Source organism: Paraperlucidibaca baekdonensis, assembly GCF_003387535.1.
Taxonomy (GTDB): domain Bacteria; phylum Pseudomonadota; class Gammaproteobacteria; order Pseudomonadales; family Moraxellaceae; genus Perlucidibaca; species Perlucidibaca baekdonensis.
In genome coordinates this window covers 57,661-78,455 of record NZ_QUNR01000002.1, presented here as the reverse complement: position 1 = coordinate 78,455, position 20,795 = coordinate 57,661, and the positions used below count along the sequence as shown (strand labels likewise).

Annotated in this window: 20 protein-coding genes and 2 tRNA genes; 13 read left to right on the top strand and 9 right to left on the bottom strand. The window is 57.3% G+C overall.

Features of this window, described 5'->3' with window-relative positions; genetic code table 11:
- Both gatB and DFR26_RS04270 read left to right on the top strand, forming a co-directional pair.
- A complete protein-coding gene (gene gatB / locus DFR26_RS04275; RefSeq protein WP_116207738.1) occupies positions 1-1,455 on the top strand; it encodes an Asp-tRNA(Asn)/Glu-tRNA(Gln) amidotransferase subunit GatB in 1,455 nt (484 codons plus the stop codon).
- Positions 1,448-2,227: an alpha/beta fold hydrolase gene (locus DFR26_RS04270; RefSeq protein WP_116207737.1), complete on the top strand. Its 780-nt coding sequence runs from the start codon at positions 1,448-1,450 to the stop codon at positions 2,225-2,227. Before gatB ends, DFR26_RS04270 begins: the two co-directional genes overlap by 8 nt.
- 56 nt (positions 2,228-2,283) lie before the next feature.
- Here the strand turns inward: DFR26_RS04270 and DFR26_RS04265 are convergent, their stop codons facing one another.
- The 5 genes from DFR26_RS04265 to hemA are packed head-to-tail and all read right to left on the bottom strand — an operon-like array spanning position 2,284 to position 7,658.
- Positions 2,284-3,591, bottom strand: a complete 1,308-nt coding sequence (locus tag DFR26_RS04265) for an ABC1 kinase family protein (RefSeq protein WP_116207736.1) — start codon at positions 3,589-3,591, stop codon at positions 2,284-2,286.
- Positions 3,588-4,391 carry a HesA/MoeB/ThiF family protein gene (locus DFR26_RS04260; RefSeq protein ID WP_116207735.1) on the bottom strand — a complete coding sequence of 268 codons (804 nt, stop codon included), beginning with the start codon at positions 4,389-4,391 and terminating at the stop codon, positions 3,588-3,590. The genes DFR26_RS04265 and DFR26_RS04260 overlap by 4 nt, the downstream gene beginning before the upstream one ends.
- Positions 4,381-5,265, bottom strand: a complete 885-nt coding sequence (prmC, locus tag DFR26_RS04255; RefSeq protein ID WP_245953006.1) for a peptide chain release factor N(5)-glutamine methyltransferase — start codon at positions 5,263-5,265, stop codon at positions 4,381-4,383. Before prmC ends, DFR26_RS04260 begins: the two co-directional genes overlap by 11 nt.
- Before the next feature lie 30 nt (positions 5,266-5,295).
- Positions 5,296-6,378: a peptide chain release factor 1 gene (gene prfA, locus DFR26_RS04250; protein WP_116207733.1), complete on the bottom strand. Its 1,083-nt coding sequence runs from the start codon at positions 6,376-6,378 to the stop codon at positions 5,296-5,298.
- Complete coding sequence (gene hemA / locus DFR26_RS04245) at positions 6,375-7,658, bottom strand: glutamyl-tRNA reductase (RefSeq protein ID WP_116207732.1); 1,284 nt, start codon at positions 7,656-7,658, stop codon at positions 6,375-6,377. Before hemA ends, prfA begins: the two co-directional genes overlap by 4 nt.
- Positions 7,659-7,800: 142 nt before the next feature.
- Between hemA and lolB the strand changes: the two genes are divergently transcribed.
- The 7 genes from lolB (at position 7,801) to ychF (ending at position 12,871) form a co-directional block, all read left to right on the top strand.
- Positions 7,801-8,430 carry a lipoprotein insertase outer membrane protein LolB gene (lolB, locus tag DFR26_RS04240; RefSeq protein WP_181898983.1) on the top strand — a complete coding sequence of 210 codons (630 nt, stop codon included), beginning with the start codon at positions 7,801-7,803 and terminating at the stop codon, positions 8,428-8,430.
- Positions 8,427-9,287, top strand: a complete 861-nt coding sequence (gene ispE / locus DFR26_RS04235; protein WP_116207730.1) for a 4-(cytidine 5'-diphospho)-2-C-methyl-D-erythritol kinase — start codon at positions 8,427-8,429, stop codon at positions 9,285-9,287. Before lolB ends, ispE begins: the two co-directional genes overlap by 4 nt.
- Positions 9,286-9,360: transfer RNA gene (locus DFR26_RS04230), tRNA-Gln, on the top strand. Before ispE ends, DFR26_RS04230 begins: the two co-directional genes overlap by 2 nt.
- Before the next feature lie 28 nt (positions 9,361-9,388).
- A complete protein-coding gene (locus tag DFR26_RS04225; RefSeq protein WP_116207729.1) occupies positions 9,389-10,339 on the top strand; it encodes a ribose-phosphate diphosphokinase in 951 nt (316 codons plus the stop codon).
- Between the two features lie 103 nt (positions 10,340-10,442).
- Entirely contained in the window at positions 10,443-11,087 is a 645-nt protein-coding gene (locus DFR26_RS04220) for a 50S ribosomal protein L25/general stress protein Ctc (RefSeq protein ID WP_116207728.1), read from the top strand.
- Between the two features lie 80 nt (positions 11,088-11,167).
- Positions 11,168-11,758: an aminoacyl-tRNA hydrolase gene (pth, locus tag DFR26_RS04215; RefSeq protein WP_116207727.1), complete on the top strand. Its 591-nt coding sequence runs from the start codon at positions 11,168-11,170 to the stop codon at positions 11,756-11,758.
- Between the two features lie 21 nt (positions 11,759-11,779).
- A complete protein-coding gene (ychF, locus tag DFR26_RS04210; protein WP_116207726.1) occupies positions 11,780-12,871 on the top strand; it encodes a redox-regulated ATPase YchF in 1,092 nt (363 codons plus the stop codon).
- Between the two features lie 14 nt (positions 12,872-12,885).
- Here the strand turns inward: ychF and DFR26_RS04205 are convergent, their stop codons facing one another.
- From DFR26_RS04205 to DFR26_RS04195, 3 genes are all read right to left on the bottom strand, one after another.
- Positions 12,886-14,211: a spinster family MFS transporter gene (locus DFR26_RS04205; RefSeq protein ID WP_116207725.1), complete on the bottom strand. Its 1,326-nt coding sequence runs from the start codon at positions 14,209-14,211 to the stop codon at positions 12,886-12,888.
- A gap of 99 nt (positions 14,212-14,310) precedes the next feature.
- On the bottom strand, positions 14,311-15,885 hold the full coding sequence (locus tag DFR26_RS04200; protein WP_116207724.1) for a bifunctional protein tyrosine phosphatase family protein/NAD(P)/FAD-dependent oxidoreductase: 1,575 nt from the start codon (positions 15,883-15,885) through the stop codon (positions 14,311-14,313).
- 24 nt (positions 15,886-15,909) lie between these two features.
- Positions 15,910-16,260, bottom strand: a complete 351-nt coding sequence (locus tag DFR26_RS04195) for an ArsR/SmtB family transcription factor (RefSeq protein WP_116207723.1) — start codon at positions 16,258-16,260, stop codon at positions 15,910-15,912.
- Positions 16,261-16,351: 91 nt separating this feature from the next.
- On the opposite strand from DFR26_RS04195, the gene DFR26_RS04190 reads away from it, so the two are divergent.
- The 4 genes from DFR26_RS04190 to DFR26_RS04175 all read left to right on the top strand — a co-directional run bounded on the left by DFR26_RS04190 (position 16,352) and on the right by DFR26_RS04175 (position 19,669).
- Positions 16,352-17,215, top strand: a complete 864-nt coding sequence (locus DFR26_RS04190; protein ID WP_116207722.1) for an MBL fold metallo-hydrolase — start codon at positions 16,352-16,354, stop codon at positions 17,213-17,215.
- A 10-nt stretch (positions 17,216-17,225) separates the two neighbouring features.
- Positions 17,226-18,944 carry a SulP family inorganic anion transporter gene (locus DFR26_RS04185; protein ID WP_116207721.1) on the top strand — a complete coding sequence of 573 codons (1,719 nt, stop codon included), beginning with the start codon at positions 17,226-17,228 and terminating at the stop codon, positions 18,942-18,944.
- A 63-nt stretch (positions 18,945-19,007) separates the two neighbouring features.
- Positions 19,008-19,084, top strand: a tRNA-Met gene (locus tag DFR26_RS04180).
- Between the two features lie 69 nt (positions 19,085-19,153).
- Positions 19,154-19,669, top strand: a complete 516-nt coding sequence (locus DFR26_RS04175; RefSeq protein WP_116207720.1) for a thermonuclease family protein — start codon at positions 19,154-19,156, stop codon at positions 19,667-19,669.
- A gap of 43 nt (positions 19,670-19,712) precedes the next feature.
- Here the strand turns inward: DFR26_RS04175 and DFR26_RS04170 are convergent, their stop codons facing one another.
- Positions 19,713-20,708 carry a putative solute-binding protein gene (locus DFR26_RS04170; RefSeq protein WP_116207719.1) on the bottom strand — a complete coding sequence of 332 codons (996 nt, stop codon included), beginning with the start codon at positions 20,706-20,708 and terminating at the stop codon, positions 19,713-19,715.
- Positions 20,709-20,795 lie beyond the last annotated feature (87 nt).

The following is a 20,795-nucleotide window of genomic DNA, read 5'->3' as shown; positions in this document are numbered from 1 at the left end:
ATGACTTGGGAAGTTGTGATTGGCCTGGAAGTTCACGTTCAGCTCAATACCGAATCGAAGATTTTCTCTGGCAGCGCCACCAGCTTCGGTGCTGAGCCCAATGCACACGCAAGCTTGATTGACCTTGGCATGCCCGGTGTGCTGCCGGTGCTCAATGAAGGTGTGGTGCGGCGCGCGATTTGCTTTGGTCTAGGTATCGATGCCGAGATTGGCCAGCGCTCGGTGTTTGCTCGCAAGAATTATTTCTACCCTGATTTGCCCAAGGGCTATCAGATTTCGCAGATGGATCATCCGATTGTTGGCAAGGGCCATATCGACATCACGCTCGATGACGGCACGGTCAAGCGCGTGGGCATTACGCGCGCGCATTTGGAAGAAGATGCTGGCAAGTCATTGCACGAGAATTTTTCCGGCATGACCGGCATTGACTTAAATCGTGCGGGCACGCCGCTGTTGGAGATCGTTTCTGAGCCCGATATGCGTTCGGCGAAAGAAGCCGTGGCCTATGCGAAAGCCATTCATGCCTTGATTCGCTACCTCGATATCTCCGATGGCAATATGGCCGAAGGCTCGATGCGCTGCGACTGCAACGTGTCGATTCGCCGCCCCGGCCAGCCTTTTGGCACGCGCCGCGAAATCAAAAACGTGAACTCATTTAAGTTCATTGAAAAGGCCATTGATAGCGAAATCAACTGGCAGATCGACGAGCTCGAATCAGGTCGCAGCATTCATCAAGCCACCGTGTTGTATGACGTGGCGCGCAATGAAACACGCGCCATGCGCAGCAAGGAAGAGGCCAATGATTACCGCTACTTCCCCGATCCTGACTTGCTGCCCGTGGTCATCGATGACGCTACCCTCGCAGCGATTCGCGCTAATTTGCCCGAGCTGCCTGCTGCCAAACGCGCGCGCTTTGAACGCGAGCTAGGCTTATCGGCCTATGATGCGCATGTGCTCACCGCCAGCCGCGATTTGGCCGACTTTTTCGAAGCCACGGTGACCATTGCCGGTGGTGTGGCGGCAGCAAAGCCGGTAGCGAACTGGGTCACCGGCGAGCTCTTGGCGGCGCTCAATAAAGCCGAGCTTGATATTGGTCAGTCACCCATCAGCGCCGCGCAACTTGGCGGCCTGCTGGTGCGCATCAGCGACAACACCATTTCAGGGAAAATCGCCAAGCAGGTGTTCGCCTCGCTATTTGCCGGTGACGGCAGCAGCGCCGACGAAATCATCAGCCGTGACGGCCTCAAGCAAGAAACCGACAGCGGCGCCATCGAAGCGATGATTGGTGATGTGCTCGCCGTCAACGCCGCGCAAGTCGAGCAGTACCGTGCCAGCGATGAAGCCAAGCAAGCCAAACTCTTTGGTTTCTTTGTCGGTCAAGCCATGAAAGCCTCACGCGGCAAAGCCAACCCGGCGGTGCTCAATGAGCTGTTGAAGCGCAAGCTGCATGAATAAGCCGTGGCATTATGTCGAGCAGGGTCAGGGCCGCCCGCTCGTGCTGCTGCATGGTATTGGCATGAGTCATGCCGCTTGGCAGCCGGTGATGGCGCGTCTCGCGCAAGCACGCCGAGTCATTGCCGTCGACATTGCCGGCTTTGGCGAAACCCCCGCCCTCAACGGTCCCGTGAGCGCAGAGGCCTTGGTCGATGGCCTACGCCACACGCTGGCGTCGCTGGGTATTCATGAGCCTGTCGACATTGCCGGCAACTCCATGGGCGGCTGGCTAACATTGGCCGCGGCCGTTGCCGGCTTAGCACGCAGCATCGTGGTCATCTCACCCGCCGGCCTTGCCGACGCCGCCGATACGCCTTGGCATGTGCGGCCAATTTTCACATCGGCTCGCCTCATGGCGCAGCGCTTCCCGCGGGCGGCGAAAGCGGCCACCACGCTCGGCCTTGCCCGCAGCGCGCTCTTGGCCATCCCCATGAGTGTCCGTGGCTACAAGATGCCAGCGGCGGCGGCAGCGCGCTGCCTCGCCGACTTCGCTGAGGCGCCGAGCTTCGATGCCACTTACGATGCTATCGATAAAGTGCCTGGCGTCTCAGCCTTGGACATTCCCATCACCGTGGCTTATGGGCGCTTGGACTTTCTGCTCACCCGCGCGCTGCAGCGCCGCGACGCCCTACCTTTACATGCCATCTGGCTGAAACCGTGGAACTGGGGCCACGTGCCCATGTGGGATGACCCCGAGGGGGTGGCCGAGCTGATTTTAACTGGCACGGCGTGAGGTGATCAGCCACAAAAAAGCCCGCGATCCGCGGGCTTTTTTGACCATCTCAAGCGTTAGTGTAAGCGCTTAGGCATGACGCCATCTTCACCTAAGAAGCTGATGCGATCATCTTCGAAAAGATTCATGTCTGGCGCTAAAATCCGAATATAGCGGTCAAAATACAACATCTGCTTGAGCAGCAAGGCAAACGCGCGCGGGAAGCGAATACCATGACGCTCGCCCACCGCAACGATCTCCAGCATGAGCTTGTTGATCTCGTTGTCATTGGCCATGGCGCCGCCAATACTGAGCGGATCGACCGTGGTCGCGGCCCCGTAGATGGCCTCTAAATCGAGGGCGAGCTGAGCATTGTCGACCTTGCGCTTAGTCATGCCGATGGTCGCCATGCTCTCGGCCATTTTCTTAAAGTCCCCCTCACCGAGCGACTCAATAAACGCCATGGTCGCCGTCCACGTATCGGGCGCGATACGACCCACGATGCCAAAATCGATAAAGCCCAAACGCCCATCGGTCAGCACCATGAGGTTGCCGGCATGCAGATCAGCGTGGAAACTTTCACAGAGCATCAGGCTCGAAAACCAGGTGTTGAGTGCCGCCACCAGTGTGCCGGCGGGATCACGCGTGTATTTACGAATGGTCTCAAGATCGGTCAACGGCACACCATAAAAGCGCTCCATGGTCAGCACGCGCAGGCTTGAGGCCTCCGGATAAATGCGCGGCGCCGTGGCTTGGGTGTTGCCAGTGGCCTCCAAATAAGCGCGGAACTGCTCGACATTGCGCGCTTCTTTATAAAAGTCGACCTCCTCCATCATGCAGCCCTGAATCTCGCTGACAATGCCCGACAGCGAGGCAAATTTGAGCTTCGGCAAGGCGCGCTCCAAGAGCAGCGCGGTGACATACAAAAAATTCAAATCGGTAAGCAAGATCTGCTCAACACCGGGCTTTTGAATCTTGATCACCACCGACTCGCCGGTGATGAGCTTTGCCGCATGCACTTGCGCAATCGAGGCTGAGGCCAGCGGAATTTCATCGACCTCGCTAAACACCTCTTGCATAGGGCGCTTGAGTTCACGCTCTAAGACAGCGCGCATGGTCTCAAACGGCAGCGGCTCGGTTTTATCGAGGCAATGCTGAAACTCAGTGACGTAGTCAGCTGGAAATAATGATGGTGAGCTGGCAATGAACTGACCCAATTTCACATAGGTCGCGCCCAAACGCTCAAAGGTCAGCCGCAGCACACGTGGTGTCGGCAGGCGCTCGCCGGTCGCCCAGGCAAAGCCAGTGGCGGCAATAATTGAGGTCGTCTGACCAATACGAAACACGCCTTTCAAGGCATGACGCCAGCGCGCATAAGGATTCATAACACATCACTCCGTGAGGAAATTGGTGCTGCACAGACCGGGCAGCGCGTATCGCGTGGGATGCGCAGCGTGCGCACACTGGCCTGCTGGCCATCCCACAGTAATAACTGACCCACCAGCGCGGTGCCGACGCCAGCAATGACCTTTAAGACTTCATTGGCCTGCCAGCTGCCCATCACGCCGACGGTTGTCGCCATGACCCCGGTATCGCTGCAGGTTTGTTCTGCGTCGAGGCTGTCGGGGTATAAGCAGCGATAACACGGTGAGTTTGGCACACGCGCATCAAACACGCTGAGCTGCCCTTGCCAGCCGATGGCCGCCGCCGACACCACCGGCACGCGCGCCGCCCACGCAGCGGCATTGATAAGATCGCGCGTCGCAAAATTATCGCAGCAATCGGCGATGACCGCGACCTCGGGCAGCCAGTGCGCCAGCAACGTGGCATCGGCGCGCTCAGCCACGGTGAAAAGCTGCACCTGCGGGTTGATTGCGCGCAAGGCATCGGCAGCCGATTGCACTTTGGGGCGTCCAATATCGGCATCCGTGTGCAAGGGCTGACGCTGCAAATTGCTGATCTCCACGTGATCATCGTCGATCAAAATCAGCCGACCCACGCCAGCGGCGGCGAGATATTGCGCCACAGGACAGCCAAGACCACCTAGCCCGATGATCATCACCGTGGCGGCTTTTAGGCGCTCTTGCGCGGCGATATCCCAACTCGGCAGAAGAATTTGCCGATGGTAGCGCAGCAGCTCGGCATCACTGAGCGCCGCCGAGTCGGCCGGAGTATTAGTCGCCATGAGAAGCTCCGGGCCAGCGACCCAAACTGACGCGCTCATTGCCGCCGAAATCACGCCTCGATGCGACATCGACAAAGCCGGCCTGCTGCAATAAGTCGCGCACGGCGGCCGCCTGATCATAGCCATGCTCAAGCAGCAAATAACCATGTGCAGACAAATGCGCCGGTGCAGACGTAATGATCTGCCGCAAGTCCGCCAAGCCTTGCTCAGTAGCGGTCAATGCGGTCAACGGCTCGCCATGTAGGCTCGCCAAATGCGGGTCATCCTCGGCGATATACGGCGGATTACTGACGATCATCTCGAAGCGCTCCCCAGCAAACGCACTCAACCAATCACTCTCGCAACAGCTCAGCGCTAGCCCTAAGCGCGCGGCATTGCCCTGCGCAATGGTCACCGCCAGGGCACTGCGATCACAGGCAAATACGCGTGCCTCACGGCGCTCATGGGCAATGGCCAGCGCAATCGCGCCCGAGCCGGTGCCTAGATCCAAAACCCGCGCGGTCGTATTTGCCGCCAAATGCAGCAAGGCCTGCTCAACTAAACATTCGCTATCGGCGCGCGGCACCAACACCCCCGGCACAACACGCAGCGCAAGCGACCAAAACTCCTGCTCGCCACGCAAATACGCCATCGGCTCACCTTGCGCGCGGCGTGCTAAAAAATCATCGGCGCGGGCTTGCTGCTCAGCATTAAGCGGCGCATCGGGCCACGTCATCAGCCATGCCGGCGCTTGCTCAAGCGCGGCCAGTAACACGGCACGCGCCTCGCGTCGCGCATTCACCGCCTCGCCACTGACCGGTTGCCACGCCTGATACTGCGCCAAGTGCGCCGCGGCATGCGCTAGCCAGTGGTTCACCGTCATCTGACTAGGCATTTAGGCGGTCATGGCGCACGGTTAGGCTGCTCACAGCGTCTCCGCCAAGGCCGCTAATTGGTCGGCCTGATGCTCAGTCGCCAAGGCCGTGAGCAGCTCGTTCAAGTCACCATTCATGATGTCATCGAGCTTATAGAGCGTGAGATTGATGCGATGGTCGCTCATGCGCCCCTGAGGGAAATTATAGGTACGAATGCGCTCCGAGCGATCACCGCTGCCCACTAAGTCGCGGCGCATGGTCGCTGAGGCTTGCTGCGCCTCAGCCTGCTGCGCGGCATGCAGTTTTGCCGACAATAACGACAGCGCGCGCGCCTTGTTTTTATGCTGCGAGCGCTCATCTTGGCACTCCACCACCACGCCGGTCGGGATGTGCGTGACGCGCACTGCCGAGTCGGTTTTGTTGATGTGCTGGCCGCCAGCACCACTGGCACGATAGGTATCAATGCGCAAATCGCCAGCGTTGATTTCAATGGCTTCGAGCTCCGGTGCCTCCGGCATCACCGCCACCGTGCAGGCCGAGGTATGCACACGGCCTTGCGACTCCGTGGCTGGCACGCGCTGCACGCGATGCGCGCCGCTTTCAAACTTCAATGCGGCATAAACCGATTCGCCAGCGACCCGCGAAATCACTTCTTTATAGCCGCCATGCTCGCCCTCATTGCTTGAGACAATCTCAATGCGCCAACCTTGGCGCTCAGCAAAACGGCTATACATGCGAAACAAATCACCGGCGAAAATAGCGGCTTCATCGCCACCGGTGCCGGCACGAATTTCCAGCCAGACATTGCCGGTATCGTTGGGGTCGCGCGGCACCATTAAGCGCTGCAAATCGTCACTGATGCGCTCGAGCTCGACCTCGGTTTCGGCAATATCGATTTCCGCGAGTTCACGAAAATCGGGGTCGCTCAACAGCGCTTTGGCATCGGCCTGCTGCTGTTGCGTGTGTCGATACGCCGCCAGCGCAGCGACCACCGGCTCGAGCTCCGCATGTTCGCGCGAGAGCTTACGGAATTGGTTTTGGTCGGCAATAATACCGGCGTCGGAGAGCAGCGCATTGAGCTCTTCAAAGCGTTCGGCGAGCTGGTCTAGGCGTGATAATAAAGCCGCTTTCATGGTGTCTCAGAAGGGTCGGTGGACGGTGGCGTAATGCCCATGGCGCCAGCCACCAAGGCCAGCCCATGGGCATCGTTGCTGGCGGCCAGTTGGCGCAGGCTCACGGTCGGGGCATGCAGCCATTTATTGATCAGATTGTGTTGCAGCCGCGCCAGCACAACCTCCGGATCAGCGCCTTGACGAAGCTGGCTCAGGGCTTTTTGGCGCTCAACATCGGCGACGGTGGCGGCGTGGCTGCGCACTTGACGGATCAATGACACGGCACGCTGCGCCACCCGCTGTTGCTCGGCAAATTGTTGCACATGGCGTTCAATGAGGCGCTCCGCATCGACTGCCGCGGCTTGCCGACTGCGCAACCCATTATCAATGACTGACTGCAAGTCATCGACCGTATACAAAAACACATCATCCAGTGCGGCCACCGAGGGCTCGATGTCACGCGGCACGGCAATATCAATCAATAACATGGGCTGATGCCGCCGCGCCTTCAGCGCCTGCTTAATCATAGCCTGCGTAATGACCGGCTCCGAACTACTCGTGCAGCTAATCACCACGCCCGCACGCGCCAAGGCATCGGGCAAACACGACCACGGCATGGCTTCTGCATCGACTTGGCTGGCCACTGCCTCAGCGCGCGCCAAGGTCCGATTGACAATCATTAACTCAGCCGCACCCTGCTCGCGCACATGCTTGGCGACCAGCGCGTTCATCTCGCCGGCACCGACCAGGAGCGTTGGCGTTTGCGCTAACGACTCAAAGACTTGGCGCGCCAGCGTCACCGCGGCAAAGCCAATGGAAACCGGACTGGCCCCCAGCGCCGTTTGACTACGCACCGCTTTGGTGGCGGCGAAAGTGACTTGAAAGAGTTTATCGAGCGATGCTCCGGTGGTGCCGGCGGCAAGCGCCTCGCTCCACGCGGTTTTCATTTGACCGAAAATTTGTGGCTCGCCAAGCACCATCGAGTCCAAGCCGGAGGCTACGCGCACGGCATGGCGCAGCGCCTCGTCGTCTTCGTGGGCGTACCAGACGGCGGCCAGCTCAGCCTCGCTAATGCCCCGCGAGGTCGCCAACCAGTTGCGCACGGCGGCGACATGCTCGGCATCGCCGGCGGCATAGAACTCGGTGCGATTGCAGGTCGACAAGATCGCCACTTCCGCCAGCCCGCCACAGCGACGCGCATCACGCAGCGCTTGGCCGAGCGCCTCAGGCGCAAATGCCGCGCGTTCGCGCAAGGCCACCGAAGCGGTTTTGTGATTAATGCCGAATGCCAACAGCGCCATGCCAAACCCTGAGCCGGATACCCCGGAAAATAGCCACAAATTGTGCGGGATAGCGCGGTTAAAGACAAATGCTTCGCTCGCTCGCAGAGCCGTGGCTTTTTGCTACCATCGGTGTCCAGCATCCGTACTCGAGCTTGTCATCATGCGATCAGCTGCACTAGCGCCACACATTTTCACCAACCTAACGCGAGGCTGGATAATTTTTTGTCTCGCGTTACTGAGCGGCTGCGCCAATCGCGCGCCGTTGGTGGTGGCCCCGGAAGTCATTGAGGCCAGCCCAAGTGCTCGCGGACTGACACACTGGCAAGCCGAGGGCAAAGCCGGCGTGACGTTTTTAAATAGCAGCATCACCGCGACGTTTTCATGGCAACGTCAAGGCAACAACTTCGATGCCAGCGCTGCGGGCCCGCTCAATCAAGGCTACACAACACTGAGCGGGCGCAACGGGCGCCTCACCATAGACAATGGCTGGATTGGTCATCACGAATCCAACCAACCCGATATTTTGACCGAGGCCATCACTGGCGTACCGCTGCCTGTTGACCTACTCAACGCCTGGCTGAGCGGCTGGCCAGAAAACCCACTGACCACCATTCGCACCTTGGCGGGCGAACAAGGTGTGCGGCAATTCACCGAGCAAGGCTGGCAGGTCCGCGTGCTCAGCGAGCAAGTGCAAGATGGCTATCGCGTGCCATTACGCCTGTTACTGACCCAAGGTCGCAATCGTATTTTGCTGGTGATTCAGCGCTGGCGCCTCACGGCCGCATCATGACCGCAGATCACATCACGCTGCCTGCGCCGGCGAAACTGAACTTGTTTTTACACATCACGGGTCGACGCGCCGATGGCTATCACACGCTGCAAACGGCCTTTCAATTTATTAACCGCGCCGACACCCTGCATTGCCGTGTGCGTCACGATGGCGAGTTGACACTCACGCCGGCGCTCGCCGATGTCGCCAGTGATGATAATTTGATCATGCGCGCCGCTCGCGCGTTAAAAGCCGCCACCGGCTCATCGCTGGGCGCAACCATTCACATCGATAAGCATCTACCCATGGGCGGCGGCTTGGGCGGCGGCTCATCCGATGCCGCCAGCACCCTGCTTGCGCTCAACACACTCTGGGAAACCCAACTCAGCCTGGAGGCGCTCGCGGCCATTGGCCTCCGTCTTGGCGCCGATGTCCCCGTGTTTGTGCACGGCCACGCCGCTTGGGCCGAAGGCATTGGCGAGCAGCTCACAGCCATCACGCTCGATGAACCATGGTTTGTTGTGCTAACACCTAAGGCGCATGTCGCCACAGCAGAAGCTTTTCGCCATCCCCTGTTGACTCGTCATAGCGAGGCCATTAAACTGCGCGACCTCAACGCAGGGGTCACTCGAAACGACTTCGAATTGGTCGTCAGAACACTGGCTCCTGCCGTAGATGAAGCGTTACAGTGGTTGTCGCAATGGGGCGATGCGAAAATGACCGGCACTGGTGCCTGTGTTTTCCTAGCCTGTTCCAACCAAGGTCTTGCAGCTGATATACTCGCTGCCAGTCCAGTCAGCGGCTTCATCTGTCGAGGTCATAACCGATCGCCAGCACATGTGGCACTCGATCAATGGCTTCGGATGCATCGAATATAGGGGCGTCGCCAAGCGGTAAGGCAGCGGGTTTTGATCCCGCCATGCGTTGGTTCGAATCCAGCCGCCCCTGCCATCTCTCTCAGGCTGAGTTGACTGGAATCATGCCAAATCTCGTCGTATTCACCGGCAACGCCAACCCTGAGCTGGCTCATAAAGTCGTCAATCATCTGCACATCCCGTTAGGGCTCGCCCACGTTGGTACTTTTTCCGATGGCGAAATCGCTATTGAGATTAATGACAATGTGCGCGGCAAAGACGTGTTCATTTTGCAATCGACTTGTGCGCCCACCAACGACAATCTGATGGAATTGATTGTTATGGCCGACGCGCTGCGCCGCGCCAGTGCCGGCCGTATCACTGCCGTCATTCCCTATTTTGGCTACGCTCGCCAAGACCGCCGTGTGCGCTCGGCGCGCGTGCCCATCACCGCGAAAGTGGTTGCCGACATGCTCACCACCGTGGGTGTCGACCGCGTATTGACTGTCGATTTACACGCCGATCAAATTCAAGGCTTCTTCGACATCCCGGTGGATAATATCTATGCCTCGCCGGTGCTGCTTGCCGATATTGAGCGCCAAAACTACGACAATCTCGTGATCGTATCGCCCGATGTTGGCGGTGTGGTTCGCGCTCGCGCCGTTGCCAAACAGCTTGATGACGCCGACCTCGCCATCATCGATAAGCGCCGTCCAAAAGCCAATGAATCGCAAGTCATGCACATTATTGGCGAAGTGCGTGGCCGTGATTGCGTCATTGTCGATGACATGGTCGACACCGCTGGCACGCTCTGCAAAGCCGCAGCCGCATTAAAAGAAAATGGCGCGCGCCGTGTGGTGGCCTACTGCACGCATGCCATTTTGTCTGGTCCTGCCATCGACAATATCAGCAAATCACAGCTCGATGAGTTAGTGGTCACCGACACCATTCCGCTGTCGGATGCAGCGCGCGCCTGCAGCCAAATTCGTCAGCTGTCGTTATCGGCGCTGCTCGCAGAAACCCTGCGCCGCATCAATAACGAAGAATCCATCAGCGCCATGTTTGAGATGTTTTAAGCACGGCAACTATTTGTGGCGTGTTGCCGCAAACCCTGTGAATACTCACAGGTTATCTGCATTGAGCTGGTCGCAAGCTCAGTGCCTTACGGAGTAGAAAAAAATGTCCGAAGCTAATTTTTCGCTGAATGCGCAAAACCGGACGCTCGAAGGGAAAGGTGCGAGCCGCCGCCTTCGTCGTTTGGAAGCCCGCATTCCTGCGGTTATTTATGGTGGTGAAGCCGCCGCTCAATCAATCAGCATTGAGCTGCGCGAGCTGTCAAAAGCCCTGGAAAACGAAGCGTTTTACTCGCACGTATTAACAATTAGCGTCGATGGCAAAGCGCAAAAAGTGGTACTCAAAGCCCTGCAACGTCACCCCGTGAAAAGCATGCCCATTCACGCCGACTTCTTGCGTGTTGATGCCACACACAAACTGACCATGCGCGTCCCCCTGCACTTCACCAACCAAGACATTTGCGTTGGCGTGAAGAAAGAAGGCGGTGAAATCGCTCACATGCTCAATGACGTGGAAGTCAGCTGCTTGCCTAAAGATCTGCCCGAGTTCATCGAAGTAGACATGGCCAATGTAGCGCTCGGCACCACCTTGCACTTATCTGACCTGGTATTGCCGAAAGGCGTGGAAGTGCCTGTTTTGGCACTTGGCCATGATCACGACCAGCCTGTTGCCAACGTGCACACGCCGAAAGTGGCGGCAGCTGTTGAAGATACTGACGCGCCAGCGGCTCCAGAGCCAGAGGCCGAGTAATCGCCAACACGCTGCACTAAGAAAGCGGGGCTTCAATGCCCCGTTTTTCTTTTCAGCCATGTGTTGCAATACTCACGCCCATGACCGCCCTTCGCCTTTTAGTCGGCCTCGCTAATCCCGGTGCCCAATACGCACACACACGCCACAATGCTGGTGCGTGGTTCATTGAGCGTTTAGCCGAGCAGCACCGCACCACACTCATGCCCGACAGCAAAGCCTTTGGCCTAACCGCGCGCATCACGCTCGCCGGTGAGGATGTGCGCCTGCTGATTCCCACCACATTTATGAATCGCTCGGGCCAAGCTGTGGCCGCTCTGGCGAATTTTTACAAGCTCGCGCCCAACGAAATCCTGATCGCTCACGATGAGCTCGATATTGGCCCAGGCCACATTCGTTTAAAAACCGGCGGTGGCCATGGCGGCCATAATGGCCTACGCGACAGCATATCAGCGCTCGGCAACCAAGCCGGCTTTCATCGCCTGCGTGTTGGCATTGGCCATCCGGGCAATAGCAGCCAAGTCACCGGTTTTGTATTAGGCCGTGCGCCACAATCCGAGCAGCAGCTTATCGATCAAGCCATCGATGAAGCACTGCGCTGCACCGAACTCATGGTCAGCGGCGATTTCGCCAAAGCCATGAATCGTATCAACGGCTTTAAAATAGACACCTAACTGACCCTCGAGGGATGCATCATGGGATTTAACTGCGGCATTGTCGGCCTACCCAACGTAGGCAAATCCACGCTTTTTAATGCGCTGACCAAGGCCAATATCTCTGCCGAAAACTTCCCTTTTTGCACCATTGAGCCGAATACCGGCGTGGTCCCCATGCCCGACCCGCGCCTCGACGCTCTCGCCGATATCGTCAAGCCCGAGCGTATCATTCCCACCAGCATGGAGTTTGTGGATATCGCCGGCCTAGTCGCAGGCGCTTCACAAGGCGAAGGTTTGGGGAATAAGTTCCTCGGCAATATTCGCAGCACCGATGCCATTGCCCATGTGGTGCGCTGCTTCATCGACGACAACGTGATTCATGTTGCCAATCGCGTCAGTCCGCTCGATGACATCGATGTCATCAATACCGAATTGGCGCTGGCCGATTTAGATGCGGTGGAAAAGGCCCTGCTGCGCGTCGTGAAGCAAGCCAAAGGGGGTGACAAAGAGGCCATTGCGCTGAAGGCGGTACTGGAAAAAATCAAACCCGCGCTCGATGAAGGCCTGCCCTTACGCGGCGTCGAGCTCAGCGTGGAGGAGCTCGCGACCATCAAGTCGTATGGCTTTTTAACGCTAAAGCCGACCATGTATATTGCCAACGTCAACGAAGATGGTTTCGATAATAACCCCATGCTCGATCAGGTCCGCGAACTCGCCGCCAAAGAAAATGCCGTGGTGGTGCCGATTTGCAACAAGCTCGAAGCCGAAATCGCTGAGCTCGACGAAGACGATAAAGTCGCCTTCTTAGCCGACTTAGGCATGAATGAGCCCGGCCTGAATCGCGTTATTCGTGCCGGCTACGGCCTGCTCAGTTTGCAAACCTATTTCACGGCTGGCGTGAAAGAGGTTCGCGCCTGGACCATCCCGCTGAAATGTACCGCGCCACGTGCTGCTGCCGCCATTCACACCGACTTTGAAAAAGGCTTTATTCGCGCCGAAGTGGTGGGCTATGACGACTTCATTACTTATCGCGGCGAAAGTGGTGCCAAAGAAGCTGGCAAATGGCGCTTAGAGGGCAAAGACTATCTCGTCAAAGATGGCGACGTGATGCATTTCCGCTTTAACGTGTAACCCCCGCGAGCCACTCAGGGCGCCATGCTATTGCGCATGGCGGCTGAGTCGGCAACAAAATGCCCAGAGGCTTTCACCAGCGCCAAGCCGGTCACTAGCAAGGCGCCGGGAATCAAATACATCGCCGCATGCAGACCCTCGGCTTTAAAGGCTTCGGTCATCAACAATGAGCCCGAGGCGAGCATCGCAGAGGCGGAAAAATGATCGGACAGCAAGCCCACCGCCAGCGGGCCAAAGCAGCCGCCAAAGATATACAGCGCGGCAAAAAATAAGGCCATGGCCGTGCCGCGCAAACGCGGCTCGACAACATCCTGCAAGGCCGGATACACGCAGGTAAAGTAGTTGTAGGAAAACAGCCATCCTAGGCTGAAGATACCGACAAACAGACCCGTTTCAACTCGGCCAATGTAGAGCGCATAGGTGGTCGCCGCACAGGCAATAAACATGCTGATGGCGGCAAACATCAGCCGCCCAGTGGCTGAACGCTGATGCAGACGATCGGCAATTGGGCCACCCAAGGTCAAGCCAATGAGGCCAGTCACACCGACGATGACGCCGGCCGCAATGGCTGCTTGACTCAAGGGCATGAGAAAGTAACGCATGAGCATCGGCACCATAAACGAGGTGCAGGCGTAAGCGGCGAAATTAAACGACAGCCCCGCTACCGTCAGCCACAGAAATGTGGGGATTCGCACAATGCGGCGCATCGGCTTTTCAATCGGCGTCACCGATAGCGCCACGCTTTCAGCGGCGCCTCTGAGCGGCTCATTGATGCGGAAAATAAAAAACGCAACGATCACGCCCGGAATCGCCGCAATAAAAAATGGCGCCCGCCAGCTATCGAAGGCCTCAACAATGGCGCCGGTGGTGAAATACGCCAGCAGCAGACCAAATGGCAGGCCCAACATAAACAGACCAACCGCACGCGCACGCTTGTGGGCCGGAAATAAATCGCCAATCAATGAGTTCGATGCCGGCGCATAACTCGCCTCACCCAAGCCCACCCCCATGCGAATCAGTAAAAAGCTCATGAAGCTCGATGCCAAGCCGGTGGCAGCGGTCATGCCGCTCCAAACGGTCAAGCCCCAGCCCATGATTTTTCGCCGCGAACCGATATCGGCCAAACGCCCCAGCGGAATGCCCGCCAGCGCATAGACCATGGTGAAAGCCGTAGAGGCCAGACCAAGCTGGAAGTCGCTTAAATCCCACTCAAGGCGAATGGGCTCAATGATAATTGCCGGGATGGTGCGGTCGTAGAAGTTCAATAAGTTGGCGAGAAACAGCACGAACAGGACGCGCCAAGCATTTTTCGCTTGTTGCGCTTGATGGACTGGCGGCATAGCACTGACCCTATTATCTGAATTTACGCAACGAGCATTCGCTTGTAACACGAACACGCATCGCGCAGGGGCAAGACAGACGAAAGGTTAATGCCTAGCTTAGGTTGCGGTGGGCCGCGCCAGCCATTCGCGGCCTTTGAGCATGAGTTGCCAATAGACCATCGGCAATACGGTCGCTTTCAAAAACCACTGACTGCGGCGCGCCACTGCTGGGTTCAGAGGGAATGTCGGCAACAACTTGCCGCCAAAACCAAACTCGGCCATCACCACTTTGCCTTTTTCCACGGTCAATGGGCAGGCGCCATAACCGTCATAGCGTGTTGCCATAGCGCGTCCGGCGCGCAGTGCGAGCAGGTTCTCCGCCACCACCACCACTTGCTTGCGCACAGCGGCCATGGTTTTTGCGTTTGGTGAAGAGCAGACATCGCCGAGCGAGAAGACATTGGCAAACTGCGTACTTTGCAAGGTGTGCTGATCGACAGCGCACCAACCAGCGGCATCGGCCAATGGGCTGTTACGAACAATATCGGGCGCGCGCTGCGGCGGCACCACATGCAAGAGATCAAATGTTTTTGCCACGCGACTCACCTGGCCGGCACTGTCGGTGACATCAAACCATGCGGTTTTCGCTGGCCCATCAACTTTAACCAAGCGCTCATTAAACGATAGGTCAATGCCATAGCGCTCAACGTACTGCATCAGCGGAGGCACAAATGTGGGCACACCAAAGAGCACCGCACCAGCGTTGCAAAACTCTACATTGATTTGATTGAGCCGACCGCTTTTGCGCCAATAATCACAGGACAAATACATGGCTTTTTGTGGCGCGCCGGCGCATTTAATGGGCATCGGCGGTTGCGTGAAAATAGCTTTACCATCCGCTAAAGACTGCACCAACTGCCAGGTGTAGGGCGCCAAGTCGTAACGATAGTTTGATGTCACGCCATGACTGCCGAGGGTTTCCTCCAAGCCCTCGATGCCCTCCCAATAGAGTTCCAGGCCAGGGCAAACAATGAGCTGCTCATAGGCCAACTCGCTGCCATTAGACAACACCACGGCCTGGCGCGCCGGCTCAAAGCGCGCCACGGCCAGTTTCATCCAGCGCACGCCAGCCGGCATAACAGAGGCCATCGGTCGCGCCGTGTCTTCACTGGCAAATGCACCACCGCCGACCAAGGTCCAGGCGGGCTGATAGTAATGTGTGTCATTCGGCTCAATGATGACGATATCCAAATCGGCCTGGCGCGCCAGTAAACTGGCGGCCACCGCGATGCCCGCCGAGCCACCGCCAACAATCACAACCGACGCAGCGGCAGGCGTTGCGGTAGCCAATAAGCCGTGTGTTTTGGCAAGTTCATAGACCGTTTGTGAGCGCTTACCAGTGCGGCAATACGCCAATGCTGGACTCGGCAACTCGCGGAGACATGCGGCAAAAGCGGTGGCATCGTTGGCATCAATTTGCCCCGGCAGCAATGGTAAATACGCGAACTGCATGCCGAGTGCCTGGGCGGCCTGAGCGATATCTTGCTGCTTGGGCTGCGTATCGCCGCCTTCATCATCGGGACGGTTACAAATCACGGTGCGGAAACCGGCGGCGTAGAGCGCGCCTAGGTCATGCGCAGCAATCTGCTCGCTAACCGATAACTCATCACTCAACTGGGTCCACGTTGTCATAGCATCGCCTCGTGAAATACGCGCTTATTGGATAGATTGTTGCTTTAAGTCGGCCAGTACTCGGCCACAGTAGAGGCTGGATAAGGTGTTCATCACCAAAATCACTTCAGCACTGGCGAGGCTGTAAAAAATATACTTGCCATCGCGCCGCGCATTGACCAGCCCCTCTTCGCGCAACACAGCGAGCTGCTGCGATAGCGTGGGTTGGCGAATACCGCATAAGGTTTCGAGCTCGCCGACGTTGCGTTCGCCTTGCGTGAGCTGACACAGCAACAGTAGCCGGTCTTCATTGGCCATCACTTTCAATAGGTTGCAGGTTTTTGTTGCCGAGTCACGCAACAGCGTAAATGCTTCGGGAGAAAGGTGGGTTTGCATAAGAGCCTCGCGCTAATTCATGAGAACACTTTATTGACAGATAAATTATTAGTCAATAATCTGATGGCAGATAAAATCTTAGGAGCATCTCATGTCGGCACAGGTCGCCTCATTTTTCGATACCGTCACCAATACCGTGAGCTACATCATTCATGCGGGTGAAGGCAGCGCCTGCGCGATCATCGACTCCGTGCTCGATTTTGACCCAAAAGCGGCGCGAACGCACACCGAGTCAGCCGACCGCCTCGTTGCCTTTGTGGAGCAGCACCAACTCAAGGTGCAATGGCTACTGGAAACGCATGCCCATGCCGACCACCTATCGGCGGCGCCGTATTTGCAATCCAAGCTGGGTGGCACCATTGCCATCGGTGAGTCGATCCGTCATGTGCAGGGCGTGTTTCAGAAGATCTTCAACTTAGACTCTGCTTTTGCCTTGGATGGTTCGCAGTTTGGTCATTTGTTTGAGCCCGATGAAGTCTTCATGATTGGCGACCTCGCGGCGCGCGCTATTCATGTGCCCGGTCACACGCCCGCGGATATGGCCTATGTAGTCGATGAGCGTCTGGTGTTTGTCGGCGATACGTTGTTTATGCCCGACCTCGGCTCAGCACGCTGCGACTTTCCCGGCGGCAGTGCCCACACGCTCTATCAATCGGCACAGCGCATTTTGAGCATGCCTGCCGATACCGTGCTGTATATGTGCCATGACTACCCGCCCGCAACACGCGAGGCCAGCTGGCAAACCACGGTTGCCGAGCAACGCGCAGACAATATCCATTTGCATGATGGCACCAGCGAAGCCGAGTTTGTCGCCATGCGCACCACTCGCGATGCCACATTGGGCATGCCAACGCTGATTTTGCCGGCAATTCAGGTCAACATCCGCGCCGGGCATTTTCCCGAGGCGGAAAACAATGGTGTGGCGTATTTAAAGCTCCCACTCAACGCACTCTAAGCACGTCACCATGCGCCTTTTACCTGCTTGGCTGCAGCACTACCGTCGAGCCGACCTTCGCGATGATGCCCTCGCCGGCACCATCACCGCGATTTTATTGGTTCCCCAAGCGCTCGCCTACGCCCTGCTCGCCGGCCTACCGCCGGAAGTCGGGCTCTACGCCAGCGTGCTGCCACCACTCATTTATGCACTGATGGGCAGTAGCCGAACGCTCGCCGTCGGCCCTGTGGCCGTAGCCGCGGTCATGGTCGCCAGTGCCTTGCAGCAATTTGCTGATGGCGATAGCGCGCGCGCCTTGGCAGGCGCCTTGTGGCTGGCGCTGCTGTCTGGCGGCTTTTTGCTGCTGTTTGGCTTTATGCGCCTAGGCTGGTTGTCGTACTTTGTCAGCCATCCAGTGCTGAGCGGCTTTAGCACCGCCGCGGCAATCACCATTATTGGCACACAAATTCCAGCACTCACGGGAGTCAATGGTGATCGGCAGGCGGCATTTTTCAGCTTCATTATCGATATCACGCCACGCCTTAATGACACACAGCTCAGCGTTGTAGCGGCAGCGGCGGCAACCATCACGCTGCTCTTGATTGGCCGCTTTCGCCTCGCCGGCTGGCTGCGCGCCATTGGCCTGTCAGCGCCACTCGCCACCTTAGCCACACGCATGATGCCACTGGTCATTGTCGCGAGCGCCCTGCTGATCTCCAGTCACGTCGATGGCGCACGCTATGTCGCCGTGGTTGGCGATATTCCACAAGGCCTGCCGCCATTATCCATCAGCTTTCTCTGGCTCGATGGCTGGCAGGGGCTGATCGGCTCGGCGTTACTGATTGCCATTATTGGCTATGTGGAAAGCCTGTCGGTCGCGAGAATCCTCGCGATTCGGCGGCGCGAGCGTATTAATCCAGACCAAGAGCTGCTGGCTCTGGGCGCAACCAATATGAGTGCCGCGATTGCTGGTGGCATGCCTGTAGCCGGTGGTTTTTCACGCTCCATGGTGAACTTTGACGCCGGCGCGCGCACGCAGCTGGCCGCCATTATTACCGCGACGTGGGTCGCCTTGGCGGCCTTTGCGCTAACCGATATTTTAGCGCCGTTACCAAAGCTGGTATTGGCTGCGATTGTGGTTGTTGCCGTCACGCAGCTCATTGACTTCAAAAGCCTCTGGCGCACCTGGCGCTATGATCGTCGCGACGGGCTAGCCCAGCTCGGTACGCTGCTTGGCGTCTTGGCATTTGGCATTGAGCCAGGCTTATTGCTGGGTATGGCGCTGGCGATTGGCCTGTATTTGCAGCGCACCAGCGACCCACACATTGCCGTGATTGGCCAAGTCTCTGGCAGTGAGCATTATCGCAATATCCACCGCCACAGCGTCACCACGTGGCCGGCATTATTGCTGGTCCGCATTGATGAGAATATCTATTTTGCCAATGCCCCAGCTATTGAGCGTCAGCTCATGGACTTAATTGCGCAAGCCGCTGAGGCTGAGCACATGGTGCTGGTACTATCTGGCGTGGGCAACATTGATGCCAGTGGCTTGGAGATGCTCGAAAGCCTGGCGCAAGGGCTCGGCGATGCCGGTATGACATTGCATGTGGCGGAAATTAAAGGCCCCGTGATGGACCGCTTAGCCGGTACGGCACTGCTCAATACATTGGGCAATTCGCACATTCATTTATCGACACAGGCAGCCGTTGATCATTTACTCGGCGAATCGCAAAAAAGTGCTACAAATTAATAAAACGGGCGCTGCATAGGCTTGACACTATGGGCGCTGAAATCTAACATTCGCCGCCTATTTGGCTACATAGCTCAGCTGGTTAGAGCACAGCATTCATAATGCTGGGGTCGCTGGTTCAAGTCCAGCTGTAGCCACCATATCGCCTTCATGGCACGCTTAAAACCAGCCCTTGCGCTGGTTTTTTGCTATCTATCTGCCAGGTATTTATGCGCGCACCCTATCGCTTTATTTTGTTGGTGCTGGTTGCCGCGCTCAGTGCCTGCGGCAATGCCGCACCTCGTGCATCAGACGATGACACCTCCGCGCGTGGCACGCCCGCCGGTCGAGTGATCAAGGTCAGCGATGGCGACACCGTGACTATTCTGACGCCTGAGCATCAGAAACAGCGTATTCGCTTAGCAGAAATCGATACACCAGAACGCAAGCAGCCGTGGGGGGCGCAGGCCCAGCGAGCGCTATCGTCGCGCGTTGCCGGTCGCGACATCAGCCTTAGCGTGCACGATATTGACCGTTATGGTCGCGTGGTCGCCGTTGTCTACGTGGATGGGCGCGATGTGAATGCGGAGTTGGTGCAAGCGGGCCATGCCTGGGTCTATCGACGCTACCTGAAGCGCCCCGAACTGCTTGATCTGGAAGCCGATGCTCGCCGTCACAAACGTGGCTTATGGGCCTTGCCAGCACCCGAACGCATTCCGCCCTGGCAATGGCGCGCCGCGCACTAAAAAAATGCCCGCATGAAGCGGGCATTTTTTATACGTCTACTGCTTATTCAATGTTATTGGCACACTCAGCAGCAGCGGCGTTATATTTGCAACGGATCTTTTTCAACAAGTTCATCATCTTCTTGTCGTAAAAGCCGTCTTTGGTCATTTGCACACGAGCCTCGGTCATCATCAAGGTGTACTTGGCTTTATCGGCTGCAGTCAAATCTAACCAGTACTTTTCGTCAATACCGTCTTCAGCCTGCTGGATGGTGCGTTGCGCGGTGGGCATTTGCGACAAAATATATTTACGTGATTTCGCGCCAAAGCCTTCTGGGAAGCGATCGGGGCGAATGATCAGGTTGCCGGTAAGCTGCACCAACGGAAAGCGATAAATCGCACCTTTCGTGCCTAAGCCCTTGTACATCTCAAAGGGCTTAAAGGCGATACCGGGTGCCACCACAATATCGACCTGGCCATTATTAAACTTGGCCGTGAAATTAGTGATATCAGATGCCACCGGCTGTGCACCAAGCTGTTGCACCATGCGCGCTTGAGACTTATCAAAGTCGAGTACCGCGATTTTTTTGCCGGCGGCTTTTTCAATCGAATCAATGGCGCGATCACGCACGAATACATAGGCCGCGCCTAATGGGAAAATACCCGCCACTTCGTATTGACCGTTGAGCATGGCCTTTTCACTGGCCGGTGCTGCCAGCACTTGAATCACGGTACGTAAGTGATCATAAGACGGCACGGCACCAATCGAATCGATGCTGCCAACATAGGCGTTAAACTGACGGCCGCGCAGACCCGTAATGCCGACACCGTCGCACTGCCCCGCTTTAAAGTCTTCGGCCGCCACGCGCTCATCCGTGTAGGCCTTGAGCTCCAAGTTGGCGCCCCATGATTTCGCGACAAGCGCATAATCTTTGGCTAGCGCAAACGCTGAGCCCTGCGCCCCCACGGGGTCATACATACAAAAGGTTTGTGCTTGAGCACCTGTGCTGGCTGCTGCACTGAGCAACAGAGCGGGTATTATTTTTTTCATACGCTTCATCCTGAATAGCTATTACGCCCTGCATAGCAACAAGGCCAAATCGACTATTCCATAGATGGCTGAAACCTCATAGCCTAAGGCCAACCA

Coding starts and splice junctions, on each gene's coding strand:
- gatB (WP_116207738.1), top strand. CDS start 1: ATGACTTGGGAAGTTGTGATTGGCCTGGAAGTTCACGTTCAGCTCAAT.
- DFR26_RS04270 (WP_116207737.1), top strand. CDS start 1,448: ATGAATAAGCCGTGGCATTATGTCGAGCAGGGTCAGGGCCGCCCGCTC.
- DFR26_RS04265 (WP_116207736.1), bottom strand. CDS start 3,591: ATGAATCCTTATGCGCGCTGGCGTCATGCCTTGAAAGGCGTGTTTCGT.
- DFR26_RS04260 (WP_116207735.1), bottom strand. CDS start 4,391: ATGGCGACTAATACTCCGGCCGACTCGGCGGCGCTCAGTGATGCCGAG.
- prmC (WP_245953006.1), bottom strand. CDS start 5,265: ATGCCTAGTCAGATGACGGTGAACCACTGGCTAGCGCATGCCGCGGCG.
- prfA (WP_116207733.1), bottom strand. CDS start 6,378: ATGAAAGCGGCTTTATTATCACGCCTAGACCAGCTCGCCGAACGCTTT.
- hemA (WP_116207732.1), bottom strand. CDS start 7,658: ATGGCGCTGTTGGCATTCGGCATTAATCACAAAACCGCTTCGGTGGCC.
- lolB (WP_181898983.1), top strand. CDS start 7,801: ATGCGATCAGCTGCACTAGCGCCACACATTTTCACCAACCTAACGCGA.
- ispE (WP_116207730.1), top strand. CDS start 8,427: ATGACCGCAGATCACATCACGCTGCCTGCGCCGGCGAAACTGAACTTG.
- DFR26_RS04225 (WP_116207729.1), top strand. CDS start 9,389: ATGCCAAATCTCGTCGTATTCACCGGCAACGCCAACCCTGAGCTGGCT.
- DFR26_RS04220 (WP_116207728.1), top strand. CDS start 10,443: ATGTCCGAAGCTAATTTTTCGCTGAATGCGCAAAACCGGACGCTCGAA.
- pth (WP_116207727.1), top strand. CDS start 11,168: ATGACCGCCCTTCGCCTTTTAGTCGGCCTCGCTAATCCCGGTGCCCAA.
- ychF (WP_116207726.1), top strand. CDS start 11,780: ATGGGATTTAACTGCGGCATTGTCGGCCTACCCAACGTAGGCAAATCC.
- DFR26_RS04205 (WP_116207725.1), bottom strand. CDS start 14,211: ATGCCGCCAGTCCATCAAGCGCAACAAGCGAAAAATGCTTGGCGCGTC.
- DFR26_RS04200 (WP_116207724.1), bottom strand. CDS start 15,885: ATGACAACGTGGACCCAGTTGAGTGATGAGTTATCGGTTAGCGAGCAG.
- DFR26_RS04195 (WP_116207723.1), bottom strand. CDS start 16,260: ATGCAAACCCACCTTTCTCCCGAAGCATTTACGCTGTTGCGTGACTCG.
- DFR26_RS04190 (WP_116207722.1), top strand. CDS start 16,352: ATGTCGGCACAGGTCGCCTCATTTTTCGATACCGTCACCAATACCGTG.
- DFR26_RS04185 (WP_116207721.1), top strand. CDS start 17,226: ATGCGCCTTTTACCTGCTTGGCTGCAGCACTACCGTCGAGCCGACCTT.
- DFR26_RS04175 (WP_116207720.1), top strand. CDS start 19,154: ATGCGCGCACCCTATCGCTTTATTTTGTTGGTGCTGGTTGCCGCGCTC.
- DFR26_RS04170 (WP_116207719.1), bottom strand. CDS start 20,708: ATGAAGCGTATGAAAAAAATAATACCCGCTCTGTTGCTCAGTGCAGCA.